Below are 14,128 nucleotides of genomic sequence, written 5' to 3' on the forward strand. Positions count from 1 at the left end.
GCTCGACCGCGTGCGCTTCCGCCCCATGACCCTGCCCGACCGCTTCATCGATCATAACACCCAGGATGCCCAGTATATCGAGGCAGGGCTGGATGCGGCGGCCATTACCAATACCGCCCTTGAGGCGCTGGGTGTCGGAATCAGCATGACGCAGCCCTTGCTAAAGACAGCAAACGGACCGAAATCATGAACATTATGAAACATGTCCTGAAAACCACGTCGCTGGTGCTGTGCGCCAGCCTGATGGCGGCACCGGTCGTCCCTGCCGTCTTCCCCATCCATGCAGCCCATGCCGCCAGCGCATCCGATGCGCAGGTGCAGGAACCGATCAAGGCGCTTTATGCAGCGCTTGACCGCATCCAGGCCAAGGGTGCCGGCTCGTTCGAGCAGCGTTCGCAGATCCTGGCCCCGGCCATCGACCATGCCTATGACATGGAAGCCGTGCTCGCCTCCTCCATCGGCCCGCGTTACGCGACCCTGCCCGATGACCAGAAGCAGGCCCTGCTGGCCACATTCCGCCAGTTCACGATCGCCCGCTATGTTTCCAGCTTCAAGCCGGGCAGTGACGCGCGCTTCACCATCGATCCCGCCGTGACCGCATCCCCCGTTGGCAATGACCGTATTGTTGTAACACGCATTGGCTCGTCCGATGACGCCAATGGCACCGAAATCAATTACGTGATGCGTTCGGGCGCCCGGGGCTGGCAGATCGTGGATGTGCTGCTCAATGCCCATATCAGCCAGGTCGCGGCCCAGCGGGCCGATTTCAGTTCGGCCCTGTCTGGCGGCAATGTGCAAAAACTGACAAATCTGCTACAGAAAAAAATCAAGACGTTCTCGGAAGAGTGATCGCACCCCTCCCTTACGCCTTTTTCTGATTCGCTCCATACGCGGGACCTTGCCGGAAAGATAATGTCTGTTTTCAACGCTCTTGTTTCACCCGCCGGACTGGCCGCGACCGTTGCGGCCGCCGGGTGCATGCAGGCAGCGCTTGGCACCGTTCTGGTCTCGCGTTTCCGCTGGCAGGAAAAGCGGGTGGACCGGCAGGTGCCCATGCCACCCGTGTCCGTGCTCAAGCCGCTGCATGGGGATGAACCCCTGCTGGAAGAGGCGCTCGAAAGCTTCTGCACGCAGGACTATCCCCAGATGCAGATCGTCTTTGGCGTCCAGTCGGAAGATGATGCGGCCATTCCCATCGTGCGCCGCCTGATGGAGCGGCATCCGGCGGTGGACATGGAACTGGTGGTCGACTCCACCTTTCACGGGGTCAACCGCAAGATCGGCAACCTGATCAACATCATGCGCAGCGTGAAGCATGATGTGCTGGTCATCTCCGATTCGGACATCCATGTGGCGCCCGACTACCTGCGCCATGTGGTGGGCGCGCTGGTCCCCGCCGATGTGGGGCTGGTCACCACGCTCTATGCGGGGCTGCCCGCTTCCCCCACGGTGCCGCGCCTGCTGGCGGCATGCCAGATCAACCACAACTTCCTGCCCGGTGTCATGCTGTCGCGCTATCTGGGGCGGCAGGACTGCCTGGGGGCGACCATGGCGCTGCGCCGCTCCATGCTTGAGGCGATAGGCGGACTGGAAGCCCTGGTGCCCCATGTTGCCGATGATGCGATGCTGGGTCGCTATGTGCGCGAGCGTGGCAAGGACATTGCCATTGCCGCGTGCATGACATGGACCACGGTGGGTGAGACCTCGATGCGCGAGGTACTGGCGCATGAACTGCGCTGGGGCCGGACGGTCAAGACGCTGGAACCGGCGGGCTATGCCGCCTCCGCCATCCAGCTGCCACTGTTCTGGGCCAGTGTCGCGGTGCTCCTGGCCCCGCATGCCGCGTGGACGTGGTTCTTCTTTGCCGGGACATGGGCATGGCGGGGCGTATGCTCCTTCATACTGGACCGGACGCTGGCGCAACGCAGCCTGCTGCCGCTGCTGCTGCTGCCACTGCGCGACTGGATATCGGCCGCGATCATGGTGGGCAGCGTGACCGGCACCCGGGTTGCTTGGCGCGGGCAGACCATGCATGTCACGCCCCATTCGGTCATGACATCACGCTCACAGCCGGCATCACCCCGTGACTGACCCCCCATGGGCAGGCTGGGCCTGCTTTGAAAAACCAACCCTGTAGTCAATAAGAACGGGTATAAGGGAACCCCGTTTCCCCGCCAGAACCCGAGGATATGCGTAGCATGATGAAAACCCTGTTTCTCCAGCCGCCTTCGTTTGACGGATTCGACGGTGGGGCCGGCTCCCGCTATCAGGCCAAGCGGGAAATCAAGTCGTTCTGGTACCCCACATGGCTGGCGCAGCCCGCCGCCATGGTGGAAGGCAGCCGCCTGATTGATGCGCCGCCCGCGCGCATGGGCATGGAACCGATCCTGGAAGACGTGCGCAACCGCGACCTCGTCATCATGCATACCTCCACCCCGTCCTTCGCCTCGGACGTGCGGGTGGCGCAGATGATCAAGGACGCCAATCCCAAGGTCAAGATCGGCATGGTGGGCGCCAAGGTTGCCGTCCAGCCCGAGGAAAGCCTGCTCAACGCCCCGCCGGTGGACTTCGTGGCGCGCAACGAGTTCGACTTCACCATCAAGGAAATGGCCGAAGGCCGCGACTGGAAGGATGTCGATGGCATCTCCTGGCGCGACGGGGACGGCAAGATCGTCCATAACCGCGACCGCGCCATGATCGAGGACATGGACAGCCTGCCGTTCGTGACCGAGGTGTACAAGCGTGACCTGAAGATCGAGGATTACTTCATCGGTTACCTGATGCACCCCTACATCTCGATCTATACCGGCCGTGGCTGCAAGTCGCGCTGCACCTTCTGCCTGTGGCCGCAGACGGTGGGTGGCCACCACTACCGCACCCGCAGCCCCGAGCATGTGGCGGCCGAGATCCGTCTGGCGAAGCAGTATTTCCCGCAGGTGAAGGAATTCTTCTTCGACGACGATACCTTCACCGATGACCTGCCGCGTGCCGAAGCGATTGCCAGGGAACTGGGCAAGCTGGGTGTGACGTGGTCGTGCAACGCCAAGGCCAATGTGCCGCGCAAGACGCTGGAAGTGCTCAAGGCCAACGGCCTGCGCCTGCTGCTGGTGGGCTACGAGAGCGGCAACCAGCAGATCCTGCACAACATCAAGAAGGGCATGCGTGTCGAGACGGCGCGCGAGTTCACCAAGAACTGCCACGAGCTGGGCATCAAGATCCACGGCACCTTCATCCTCGGCCTGCCGGGCGAGACGAAGGAAACCATTCAGGAAACCATCCGCTTCGCCACCGAGATCAACCCGCACACCCTGCAGGTCTCGCTGGCGGCACCCTATCCCGGCACGTTCCTGCACAAGCAGGCGACCGAGAATGGCTGGCTGGATGAGAAGAACGCCGAACTGATCGATGATAACGGCGTGCAGATTGCGCCCCTGCACTACCCGCATCTGTCGCACACCGAAATCTTCCAGAGCGTGGAAGAGTTCTACCGGAAGTTCTACTTCCGCGCGCCCAAGATCGCCTCGATCCTGAACGAGATGGTCCGCAGCCCGCAGATGATGAAGCGCCGCCTGCGCGAAGGGGTGGAATTCTTCCAGTTCCTGCGCGAACGTCGCGCCGCCTGATCAGGCTGCCTGCGATTGCCCCATGCCGGGACCTTCGGGTTCCGGCATTTCTTTTTTCATGCCACCCGGTTTTCCATCATGAAGCGTGTCATCATATCCGCCGATGATTTCGGCCTGTCCGAAGAAGTGAACGAGGCGATCGAGATCGCGCATCGGGACGGATTGCTGTCAACCGCGAGCCTGATGGTCTCCGGCCCCGCCGCCACCGATGCCGTGCGCCGGGCAAAAAAACTGCCGGACCTGCGGGTGGGGCTGCATCTGGTTGCGATCGAAGGGCCGGCCACCCTGCCGCCAGCCGATATTCCGCTTCTGGTGCCGCAGGACGGGCAGTTCCCCTCCGACCAGCTGAAGCTGGGCGTGGAGTATTTCTTCCGCCCCGCCGTGCGCCGGGAACTGGCCGCCGAGATCGAGGCCCAGTTCCGGGCCTTCACCGCAACCGGGCTGGCGCTGGACCACGCCAACGCGCACAAGCACATGCACCTGCACCCCACCGTGGGACGGTACATGATTGAAAGCGGGCTGCGCCACGGCCTGCGCGCGATCCGTGTGCCGCTGGAACCGCCCCAGCCGCTCTATGCGGCGGGCACCTATGCCGATATGCTGGGTGATGCCGCGCTGCGGCGCTGGACCGGCCTGCTGCGCCACCAGGCGCACAAGGCGGGGCTTGTCACCAATGACTGGTGCTTCGGGCTGGCATGGAGCGGGCATATGACGACCGAGCGCGTCTCCGCACTGGCCGCCCACCTGCCCGATGGCCTGTCGGAAATCTACTTCCACCCGGCCACGGCCAAGAACAAACTCCTGCAGCGGCTCATGCCCACATACGAGCACGAAGCCGAGCTGCGCACGCTATGCGCCCCCGGTTTCCGTTCGGGGCTTGCCCATGCGGGGGCAACCCCCACAACATGGACGGATGTGGCCCGCGCGCGCTGACGGGCCACCACCGCGCCGTAACTTATCAGCCCAGGTTGGCCTGAACCCATGCCTTGAGCTGGCTCTTGGGCACGGCACCCGACTGCTTGGCCACCGGCTTGCCATCGCGGAAGAGGATCAGCGTGGGAATGCTCTGCACGGCGTATTCGTTAGGGGCGCGCAGGTTATCGTCAATATTGACCTTGGCCACGGTCATCCTGCCCTTGAACTCCGCGCCAATTTCATCCAGCGCCGGGGCGATCATCTTGCACGGGCCGCACCATTCCGCCCAGAAATCAACCAGTACCGGCTCCTTGGAGTCCAGCACCAGGGACTTGAACTGGTCATCGCTGACAGCAATCGTATTTTCGCTCATCACTTGAAAACTCCTCTCTGGCGGTGGGGTGACCGCCCGTGTCGTGCTGACATGGCCATGCCGGGGCGTGGGGTCAAGCCTGCATGGCATCCTTCATGTCGGGTGCATACCTGTCCAGCAGCGTAGCGGGCAGGATGTCAACCCGCACGCCCTCCGTCCAGACCAGCGCGCACACGACCTGCCTGCCCGGATAGACCCCGCGCAGCAGCGCCCGGTAGGCCGCCATCTGCCGCAGGTACAGCACCGGCGTCCTGTCAATGCTTTGGGGGGGGTGGCGGTTCGTCTTGAAATCACACACGGTAACCGTACCGGCATCCACCGCCATGCGGTCCACCTGCCCCACGATCACCTGCTGGCCGACAACACCCGCAAGCGGCTGTTCCGCGCGGCTGCCGGGGGCAAACAGGGCGGCAAGCGCCGGCTGGTCCATCACCGCCAGCACCTGCGCCACCAGTTCACCCCGCTGCGCGGGCGCAAGTCCTGCCGCCGGGCGGGCCAGCCACGCATCGGCCAGTTCCGCCCGCCGGGATACGGGACAGTCGGGCAGGTACTGCAGCAGGGCATGGACCAGCTGCCCACGCTGCAACGCGCGCGCACGACTGGCCTCCCTGTCCGCCCGGGCGCGTACGGTGCTGGCGGCTGCAAGCGGCGAGCGCACGGCGGGCTGCGGGCCAAGGGCCACGTCATCGGGCCGGCTGGGGGCCAGCGGGCGGGCCAGCGGGCCTTCCGCAACCGGCATGACAGGCCGCCAGAGCGGGGCATGGCCCATCCAGTCCGGCAGGGGGACAGACCTGTCAGGCGCATGGTCGGCACAGGGGGATGGGGCAGCGGGGAGGGAAGACGCGCGCGCTTCCTCCAGAACCAGGGTTTCCCCCTCCCAGCCCAGATCAAAGGGCTGCGCGGTTGCCCCCGCACTCTCGAAACCCTGCCGGCACAGGTCGTACCAGCAGCCATCGGGCACGCCCCTTCCGGGTTCCCATCCGCATATCACCAGCCGGTCGCTGGCCCGGGTCAGGGCGACATAGAGCAGGCGGTTATATTCCTCCGCCGCATTCAGGCGGATCTGTTCCTGCAGGCCCGCCGTCACATCCGTGGCCAGTTCGCGCCGGGGTACCCAGACCGGTATGTGCAGACCCGTCACGTCGTCGGCTGCCCACAGGATATTGGTGTCGGAACGCGGGGTGGCAATGGTGTCGGGCAGGATGACAAGCCGCGCCTGCAACCCCTTGGCCCCATGCGCGGTCATGACACGCACCATGTTGGCGGAGGCATCAGGCTCGTGGCGCACGGTCTCATCCGATGCGTTGAGCCAGTGCAGGAACCCCTGCAGGGAAATGGCATGCGCTTCCTCAAAGCGCAGGGCGGCGGAGAGCAGTTCGTCAACCGGTTCCACCGCCTCCGGCCCCAGGCGTGCCAGCAGGCGCGCACGCCCCCCCAGCGGGCCAAGCGCTTCGGCCAGCAGCTGGTAGGGGGTGGCGTAATCCACCTGCCGGAACAGGGTATTGAGGATATGCCACGCGGCGGCCCAGTCAGGCCGTTCGGCATGCCGCGCGCGCAGCACCGCCCACAGTGGCTGGCCATTGCGCCCGGTGGCGAGCGGCATGAGCGAATCGTCATCCAGGCCGCCAATGGGGGATGTCAGGACACAGGCCAGCGTCAGGTCATCCTGCGGCAGCAGCAGGGCCGCGCACAGCGCCATGAGGTCACGCACCGCAAGCTGGTCGGTCAGCACAGTGCGCACCAGGGTGGCCACCGGCACGTCGTGGGTTTTCAGCGCGCGGATCAGCGCGCGGGCAAAGGCGGACCGGCGGGGGACAAGGATCAGCACGTCACCGGGCGCAAGTGCCGCCTCCCCCGGCGCGGGTGCCTTGCGCAGCTGTGTCGCGATCCAGCCCGCCAGCGTGTCGGCCAGGCGCTGCTGGGCGGTGGACTGGCCCGCATTATGGCGCGGCGCCATCCATGGGCTGACATCCATCCCGCTGGCTTCCACCGGCACGGGGGGCCATATCTCCACACGTCCGCCCTGCCCCGGCCGGGCGGTGACATGGGCGGGAATTCCGCCTTCCGGCTCCACCACGCCACGGGCGGCGGCGGGATTGGCGAATACGCTGTCCACCAGCTTCAGCACGGGTGCTGTGGAACGGAAGGAAACGGTCAGCGCCGGTTCACGCCACAGCGCCTGCGCGGCCCCCGCGCGCCTGCGGAAGCGCTGCCGCCAGGCGCGAAAAGCCTCCGGATCGGCCCCCTGGAAGGAATAGATCGACTGCTTGTAATCCCCCACCGCGAAGATGGTGCGCGGGCAGCCTTCATCATCATGCGTGCCTTCGCCCGCGAAGAATTCGGCGGTCAGGCCACCGGCAATGGCCCACTGGTCGGGCGAGGTATCCTGCACCTCGTCCAGCAGCAGGTGGTCAATGCCGCCATCAAGCTTGTACAGCACCCATGCCGCACCCGGATCATCAAGAAGCTGGAGCGTGCGGTCGATCAGGTCGTCATAATCGACCATGCCCTGCGCGCTCTTGCGCGTGGCATAGCGTTCCAGCACCGGCTGGGCCACGGACAGCAGGGCGCAGGTCAGTTCGAACACCGTGATGGCACGCAACTGCCGGTCGATGCCGATCACCCGCGCGGCTTCCGCCCCAAGCTGGCCAACAAGGCCAGAACACTCGGCTGCCAGCTTGATGTTCAGGCCACCCCGCTGGCGGGGTTCGCCCTTCTGCGTCAGCAGGCTGCTCCGCCATGTGGGCCAGTCCGCCGCACGGGCTGCCGTATCCTGCCCCAGCCATGCCAGCATGGTTTCGGCCAGCGCCCGCGCCGTGGGGGCGCCTTTGTGCACGACAAGCCGCAGGCCGTCCCGCAGGGCGTCCTCATCGGGAATCGTGGCGCAGGCCCTGCACAGCACATCCTCCGCGCTGCGGCCACTGATGCCCAGCAGGCGCATGAGTGCCGCTTCCACCGTGGCGGGATCGGCCTGCCAGCGCCGCGCCACGGGCAGGATGCGGCGCGACTGGGCCTGCAGGCGGCCGATCAGGGTGGTGAACTCCCCCACCCCGATCTGGGCCGCCAGCGTGGACACGGCCGGGCCACCCTGCCCCACCACATCCTCCACCGCCGCGCGCTGGGCCAGACGGGCATCGGTTTCCTCGATCAGGGTGAAATGCGGGCTGATCGCGGCCTCGATGGGGAAACGCCGCAGCAGCGACTGACAGAAGGCATGGATGGTACCGATGCGCATGCCGCCGGGCAGGTCCAGCACGCGGGCAAACAGTTCACGCGCCACGCGGCGGGTCTCCACCCCGGTGGGTACGGACAGGCGCGCAAGCTCCCGGTCCAGATCCGCATCGGGCAGCATGACCCACTGGCCCAGCCGGTTCTGCAGGCGGATCGACATTTCCGCCGCCGCCGCCTTGGTAAAGGTCAGGCACAGGATGCGCGCGGGGTCGCTGCCGGGCACGCGGGTCATCACCCCGTCCCGGTCCGGCACGTCGCGCGGCAGCATGAGGCGCAGCAGCCGGTCGACCAGAAGCTTGGTCTTGCCACTGCCCGCCGAGGCCGAGACGAAAACCGACGCCTGCGGGTCCGACGCCTGCGCCTGGCTGCGATTGGCAAGGCCGATGGCGTCCGCCCTGCCTTCCCCCTTCGTGACGGGGCGGTTCATCCTGCCGTCTCCTCACGCGCGGCACTCCATTCCGCCACCCGGGCCAGATGGGCATAATCGGCGAAACGCGGTTCCTCACCGGGCCAGGGATGGGACAGATAGGGCTGTTCCGGGCTGTCATAGGCCGCGACCAGATCATGCAGCCCCTGCCGGCAGTGCGCGATCAGGTCACTCAGTTCCGTGCCGCGCGCGACATCCAGCACCTGTGCCGGAACATGGCCGCCGGTCAGCCGCCAGTACACCAGTTCCGCTACCCTGCCCGCCACGGGGGGCGGGAAGCCGCCGCTCTCGATCATCGCCGCCTCCAGCACCAGCTGGGACTGCCAGCCCTCGATCACGCTGCGCCGGGCGGGCAGGGTGCCGGTCTTGTAATCGAACAGGCTCAGCGCGCCATCCCCGTGCAGGTCGATCCGGTCGGCCCGCCCGCGCAAGGTGAACGCGCCACCGGGCAGGTCGTCCAGCCGCATGGTCCCACCCTGCTCCGTCAGCACCGTGCAGGGGGCGCCGGTGGCGCGGCGGGCCTGTTCGGTCCGGGCGCACCATGTGGCAATACGCTCCAGCCGGGGTGCCCACCACGCCGCCAGCGCGGGGCGCAGGCCCGCCTCACGCAGTACATCGGCAAAGACAGCCTGCATCCGTACCGCGCCATCGGCCGGCCAGTCGGCGGGATGGGCGCGGAACCACCTGTCCAGAGCCGCATGCACGATCTGGCCGTAATCGGCGGCATCGGCCAGTTCCTCCAGATCCGCCAGCCGGTTCAGCTTCAGTATGCGGCGGGCATAGATGGCATAGGGGTCGCGCATCCATGTCTCGATCTCGGTCACCGACAGGCTGCGCGGGCGCAGGCCCACCGCCGGGCGCGGCCGCGGGGGGGCAACCGGCATGGGCACGCCCGCGGGCCGGTCCAGCCCCTCCAGCCAGCGCAGGGCGGGGTGCGCGGGCAGGCCGTGGCCATGCCCCGCCAGATAGGCATCCAGCCGCACCAGCCAGCGCGCGGGCACCGTGGGCGCGCCCTGCCGCCGGCCGGCTACCGACAGCACGACCCGTGGGGCGGCGCAGGCGCAGGAGACGAAATCATGCGCGGCCTGACCGATCACCCATTCCGGCGCGGGCAGGCCCACACGGGTGCGCATGGGGCGGCTCATCCATGGCCCCGGATCGGTGGCGGGTGGCCACACGGTTTCCACCAGTCCCCCCAGCACGATGGTATCCGCCGTCTGCAGCCGTGCTTCCAGCAGGCCCCATATGAACACACGCGGGTGCACCGCCCCCGCCCGCCCGCGCACGGCGCGCCGCCCCTGCACGGTCATACCCGCGAGCGAGGACGCCAGCAGCCCGTCCAGCGTGCCCAGACGGGCATCGGGCAGCACATCGCACCAGGCCAGCATCGCGCTCATGTGCTGGCCCAGCGCGTTGCCTTCCTCGCCTGCCCACAGGCGTTCGGCGCCATCGGCGCTGCCGGTCGTGGCCAGGTCCTGCGCAACCTCGATCAGGGCGGCCAGCAGGGTGGGAACCGGCACCGGCGTGCTGACCGGCAGGGCCAGCAGCGGGCCGAAGGCCGCTTCCAGCCGGTTCAGGAAGGCGTTGATTTCCTCCGGTGCGTCGGGGGCATCGGCCAGCGCGCCATGGGGATCATCCGCCGCCCGCGCCAGCGCGCGCCGCAGCCCCGCAATGCCGGGGGGCGGTGCCGGGCCACGCAGGACCAGCCGTTCAAGCTGGCGGGCGCTGGCGCGGCAGTTACCCGGTGAAAGACCACACGCCGCCAGCGGGTGCTTGATGACGGAAAGCAGCGCCACGGGCGAAAGCCCGCCATCCACCGCCTGCACGATCAGGCGCAGGAACGCGGTCTGCGGTATGGTGAGCAGGCTTTCCCCCGCGCTGTCATCGGCAATGACGCCCCAGCGCACCAGTTCCGTCGCCACCCGCCCGGCCAGCGCCCGGTCGGGCGTGACGAGGGCCGCGCGCCTGCCGGGCTGCTCCAGCACCTGACGCAGGACCATGGCGATGGCGGCGGCTTCCTCCTGCTGGTCGGCGCTGCGCAGCACCGACAGGCCATCGGCCGCCACCGGCGCATCGGGCGCGCGCCACTGTTCCAGCGCATGGGCAGGCAGCAGCGCGCGCGCCAGCAGCCCCGCCCGCGCGGCCGGGCTGGTGGCGGTACTGCCCGGTGGCAGGCTGTCCCACTGTTCCATGCCATCACGCGCAATCCCCAGTTCGGCCAGCATGCGGGCCGTACCGGCCTGGGGATGGTCGGGAGGCAGGTGTTCCCACACCGCCTGCGCGCATGTCGTGTCCACACCGGGCAGCACCAGCAGCCCGTCGGGCACGGACAGCACGGCGCGCAGCATGGCGATGGTCGAAGGCACGGCATCGGCAAAGCCTACGGCCCATATGGGGGTACCGGGCGCGGGCGGCTCGCGTTCCCAGCGCGCGGCCTGCGCGTGCAGCAGGGCGGTCTGCCGGGCAACAGGGTTCATCACCCCCTGTTCTTCCAGCCATGAGGGCCACACGCTGGTCACGATGGACAGGAAGCGCAGTGTCTGGTGCCAGTGCTGGGCAAAATCCCCTTCCGCCGCATGCGGCAGGCGCGTGCGCAGGTCACATTCCGCCCATTCCGCCTCATCCATCAGGTCCGCCAGCGCGCGCGCCAGCGGCCATGCCTGGTCCACGCCCTGCACATCGCCAAACGCCTTTCCCGCCTGCATGACCAGCAGGCTCAGCGTTGCCAGCCGCCGCACCGGGTCCACCGCGGGCGGCAGGTCAAGCGCGTTCTGGCCTGACAGCGCAAGCGATGCCTCATCCAGCGCGGCAATGGGGGCGATACGGGGCAGCAGCAGCGGGCGGCCATCGACCTGGCGCATGAACGCCTCGGTCAGGGCGCGGGCGGCGCGGCGGCTGGGCAGCAGGATCAAGCCGGTGCCACACTCCCGCGGGTCATGCCCCGCCTGATCCAGCCAGCGCGCGGCAATCTGGTCCACAAAGGGTACATGCGGCGGCACGACGGCAACGCGGCCACGCAGGCAGGGTGCCCCCCGGCTTTCAGTCATATATCATTGTCCCGGTCCGGGTTGAGGGCGGAATGCAGCACCTGCTCGGCGGCCGTGATGTCGGCCGGGCGCGACAGGTGGAACCACAGCGAATCATGCACGATCACCCCCAGCCGGCCTGCCGCCATGGCCCGGTCCCACAGCAGGTTCATGCTGAACGCGCCCTGCGGCGCGCCATCGAACAGGGCGGGCGAGACGATCTGCACCCCGGTAAAGACATAGGGCGTGACCTCCCCCGCGCGCGGGCGGCGCGGCCTGCCATGCGCGTCAATGGCAAAGTCCCCACGCCCCACTTCCCCCACGGCCCGGGTCATGGCGCCCAGCAGCAGCATGGCGTCCATGCGGGCGGGATCAAAGGCGGCCGCCAGCCGCCGCAGGGCCGCTACCGGACCGTTGAGCCACATGCCATCGCCATTGAGCAGGAAGAACGGCCCCGACCCCAGCCTTCCCGCCCGCAGGGCGGCGGCGGCACTGCCCCCCGTTTCCAGCAGGCTGTCCTCAACCTGTTCGGTGGTATGTGGCCCGCGCCCGGCCGCAGCGCGCGTGGCAAGGGCTGCGTGAATGGCCCCGGGCTGCCAGTGGGCGTTGACCACCACTTCGGGCACGCCCGCCGCCTCCAGCCGGTCCAGCACATGATCCAGGATCGGCTGCCCCGCCACCTCCAGCAGCGGCTTGGGCATCCGTTCGCTCAGTGGCCGCATGCGCCGCCCCAGCCCCGCCGCGAAAACCATGGCAACACGCGGCATGTCCACGCTCATGACCGTTCTCCCATCCCCATATCACCTGCCTGCGCCAGCCGCGCGCCCCAGCCCTCCAGCCGGGCCACCCGCCCGCCATCCGCCGTATGCAGCAGGCGGACATGCAACGCATCCGGGGGGGCAAGCGTGCCAAGGCGGTCTGGCCATTCCACCAGGACAATGCCCTCGCACGCATCATCCCAGCCCAGTTCATGCAGGGCATCCGGCCCGTCAAGCCGCCACAGGTCGAAATGCGCGACCGCGGCCAGCGGCGCGTCATAGACCTGCACCAGTGTATAGGACGGGCTTGGCACTTCCATGTCCGGACTGCCGCACAGCGCACGCAGCAGGGCACGCGCCAGGGTGGTCTTGCCCGCGCCAAGGTCGCCTTCCAGCAGTACGGCATCCCCCGCGCGCAGCAGGGGGGCAAGCGCGTGGCCCAGCGCCTGGGTCGCCTGTGTATCGGGCAGGGGAATGTCCCGTATGGTCCTGCCGCCACCGGCCGTTGGGGAACTGTCTTGCATGGGCTGATTGTGCCCCTGCCCCACAGCCCCGCACAAGGGGGCATGCGGCAGGACATGCCGAAGGATGCGCCGGGGGTTGCGCCATTGGCGACAAAAACGCAAAACCGCAGCTGACAGGTGCCTTTGACCCGATGGATCGCAGGATGACAGAGCCGGACATGACCACCCTTCCCCCCACCCACAGCGTGGACGTTGCCATTATCGGCGCAGGCCCCGCCGGGCTGTTTGCCGCGTTTGAATGCGGCATGCTCAAGCTGCGCTGCGTCCTGATCGACGCACTCGATGCCATTGGCGGCCAGTGCACGGCGCTGTACCCCGAAAAGCCGATCTATGACATTCCCGCCCACCCCGCCATTGAAGGCGGCGCCCTGATCGACGCACTCGACCGCCAGATCGCTCCCTTTGACGTGCCCCGCCTGCTGGGCCGCCGGGTGCAGACACTGGAGGGCACGCGCGGCCATTTCCGCCTGGGCACCAGCGCGGGGGACATCATCCACGCACATGCGGTCATCATCGCGGCGGGCGCGGGCGCATTCGGCCCCAACCGCCCCCCGCTGGAGGGGCTGGAAGCGTTCGAGCGCAGCGGGGGCGTGCAGTATTTCGTCCGCCGCCGCGCCGACTTCGCGGATCGTGACGTGCTGATCGCCGGTGGCGGCGACTCGGCGGTGGACTGGGCGCTGTCCCTGCGTACGGTCGCACGCAGCGTCAGGCTGGTGCACCGGCGCGACCGCTTCCGCGCCGCCCCCGAAAGCCTGCGCCAGCTTGACGAGGCCGTGGCGGCGGGCGAGATCGAGAAGATCATCGGCTACCAGCTGCATGGGCTGCAGGGTACGGACGGGCAGCTTGCCGGCGTGGATCTGGCTACACTGGATGGCACGGTGCGCCATGTCGCCTGTGACCACCTGCTGCCCTTTTTCGGGCTGGCGACCGATCTTGGCCCCATCGCGCAATGGGGGCTGGACACGGTGCGCGGCACCATTCCCGTCACGCCCTCAAGCTGCGAAAGCAGCCTGCCCGGCATCTTCGCCGTGGGTGATGTCGCGGCCTATCCAGGCAAGCTCAAGCTGATCCTGCAGGGCTTTACCGAGGGGGCGATGGCCGCGCACGCCATCCACCCCATCGTGCACCCCGATACCGCGCTGCATTTTGAATATTCAACCAGCAAGGGCATGCCAGGCGCCTGAGGACCGGCCCCGCTTCTGTCATAACACGGATGGTTGACCATTGCGGCCACATGGCGCATCCCCCGGA

11 protein-coding genes are annotated in these 14,128 nt (G+C 67.7%); 6 read left to right on the forward strand and 5 right to left on the reverse strand.

Annotated elements, in window-relative coordinates; genetic code table 11:
• The 5 genes from CFR78_RS09965 to hpnK form a co-directional block, all read left to right on the forward strand.
• A partial coding sequence (locus CFR78_RS09965) for a hypothetical protein (RefSeq protein ID WP_146221274.1) occupies nt 1-190 on the forward strand: 190 nt, incomplete at its 5' end.
• Nucleotides 187-849 (forward strand): ABC transporter substrate-binding protein, encoded by a 663-nt coding sequence (locus CFR78_RS09970; RefSeq protein WP_034929614.1) that lies wholly within the window; start codon nt 187-189, stop codon nt 847-849. The genes CFR78_RS09965 and CFR78_RS09970, both read left to right, overlap by 4 nt.
• Before the next feature lie 63 nt (nt 850-912).
• Nucleotides 913-2,091: a bacteriohopanetetrol glucosamine biosynthesis glycosyltransferase HpnI gene (gene hpnI / locus CFR78_RS09975; RefSeq protein ID WP_007397672.1), complete on the forward strand. Its 1,179-nt coding sequence runs from the start codon at nt 913-915 to the stop codon at nt 2,089-2,091.
• A gap of 107 nt (nt 2,092-2,198) precedes the next feature.
• Nucleotides 2,199-3,623, forward strand: a complete 1,425-nt coding sequence (gene hpnJ / locus CFR78_RS09980) for a hopanoid biosynthesis associated radical SAM protein HpnJ (RefSeq protein WP_034929611.1) — start codon at nt 2,199-2,201, stop codon at nt 3,621-3,623.
• A gap of 78 nt (nt 3,624-3,701) precedes the next feature.
• On the forward strand, nt 3,702-4,556 hold the full coding sequence (gene hpnK / locus CFR78_RS09985) for a hopanoid biosynthesis-associated protein HpnK (protein WP_110581111.1): 855 nt from the start codon (nt 3,702-3,704) through the stop codon (nt 4,554-4,556).
• A 25-nt stretch (nt 4,557-4,581) separates the two neighbouring features.
• Here the strand turns inward: hpnK and trxA are convergent, their stop codons facing one another.
• From trxA to tsaE, 5 genes are all read right to left on the reverse strand, one after another.
• On the reverse strand, nt 4,582-4,911 hold the full coding sequence (gene trxA, locus CFR78_RS09990; protein ID WP_034929608.1) for a thioredoxin: 330 nt from the start codon (nt 4,909-4,911) through the stop codon (nt 4,582-4,584).
• 73 nt (nt 4,912-4,984) lie between these two features.
• Entirely contained in the window at nt 4,985-8,569 is a 3,585-nt protein-coding gene (gene addA, locus CFR78_RS09995; RefSeq protein ID WP_034929605.1) for a double-strand break repair helicase AddA, read from the reverse strand.
• Nucleotides 8,566-11,616: a double-strand break repair protein AddB gene (gene addB, locus CFR78_RS10000; protein ID WP_051672046.1), complete on the reverse strand. Its 3,051-nt coding sequence runs from the start codon at nt 11,614-11,616 to the stop codon at nt 8,566-8,568. Before addB ends, addA begins: the two co-directional genes overlap by 4 nt.
• Nucleotides 11,613-12,374 carry a nucleotidyltransferase family protein gene (locus tag CFR78_RS10005; protein ID WP_039998658.1) on the reverse strand — a complete coding sequence of 254 codons (762 nt, stop codon included), beginning with the start codon at nt 12,372-12,374 and terminating at the stop codon, nt 11,613-11,615. Before CFR78_RS10005 ends, addB begins: the two co-directional genes overlap by 4 nt.
• Nucleotides 12,371-12,877 carry a tRNA (adenosine(37)-N6)-threonylcarbamoyltransferase complex ATPase subunit type 1 TsaE gene (gene tsaE / locus CFR78_RS10010; protein WP_007397665.1) on the reverse strand — a complete coding sequence of 169 codons (507 nt, stop codon included), beginning with the start codon at nt 12,875-12,877 and terminating at the stop codon, nt 12,371-12,373. The genes CFR78_RS10005 and tsaE overlap by 4 nt, the downstream gene beginning before the upstream one ends.
• 158 nt (nt 12,878-13,035) lie before the next feature.
• Here tsaE and CFR78_RS10015 point away from each other — a divergent pair, with 158 nt between their 5' ends.
• Complete coding sequence (locus CFR78_RS10015; protein WP_034929599.1) at nt 13,036-14,061, forward strand: NAD(P)/FAD-dependent oxidoreductase; 1,026 nt, start codon at nt 13,036-13,038, stop codon at nt 14,059-14,061.
• Nucleotides 14,062-14,128: the final 67 nt, after the last annotated feature.

Origin of the sequence: Komagataeibacter rhaeticus, assembly GCF_003207855.1 — a bacterium.
GTDB lineage: Bacteria > Pseudomonadota > Alphaproteobacteria > Acetobacterales > Acetobacteraceae > Komagataeibacter > Komagataeibacter rhaeticus.

Excerpts from the sequence above, each read along its gene's own strand:
- CFR78_RS09970 (WP_034929614.1), top strand. The coding sequence starts at position 187 with ATGAACATTATGAAACATGTCCTGAAAACCACGTCGCTGGTGCTGTGC.
- hpnI (WP_007397672.1), top strand. The coding sequence starts at position 913 with ATGTCTGTTTTCAACGCTCTTGTTTCACCCGCCGGACTGGCCGCGACC.
- hpnJ (WP_034929611.1), top strand. The coding sequence starts at position 2,199 with ATGATGAAAACCCTGTTTCTCCAGCCGCCTTCGTTTGACGGATTCGAC.
- hpnK (WP_110581111.1), top strand. The coding sequence starts at position 3,702 with ATGAAGCGTGTCATCATATCCGCCGATGATTTCGGCCTGTCCGAAGAA.
- trxA (WP_034929608.1), bottom strand. The coding sequence starts at position 4,911 with ATGAGCGAAAATACGATTGCTGTCAGCGATGACCAGTTCAAGTCCCTG.
- addA (WP_034929605.1), bottom strand. The coding sequence starts at position 8,569 with ATGAACCGCCCCGTCACGAAGGGGGAAGGCAGGGCGGACGCCATCGGC.
- addB (WP_051672046.1), bottom strand. The coding sequence starts at position 11,616 with ATGACTGAAAGCCGGGGGGCACCCTGCCTGCGTGGCCGCGTTGCCGTC.
- CFR78_RS10005 (WP_039998658.1), bottom strand. The coding sequence starts at position 12,374 with ATGAGCGTGGACATGCCGCGTGTTGCCATGGTTTTCGCGGCGGGGCTG.
- tsaE (WP_007397665.1), bottom strand. The coding sequence starts at position 12,877 with ATGCAAGACAGTTCCCCAACGGCCGGTGGCGGCAGGACCATACGGGAC.
- CFR78_RS10015 (WP_034929599.1), top strand. The coding sequence starts at position 13,036 with ATGACCACCCTTCCCCCCACCCACAGCGTGGACGTTGCCATTATCGGC.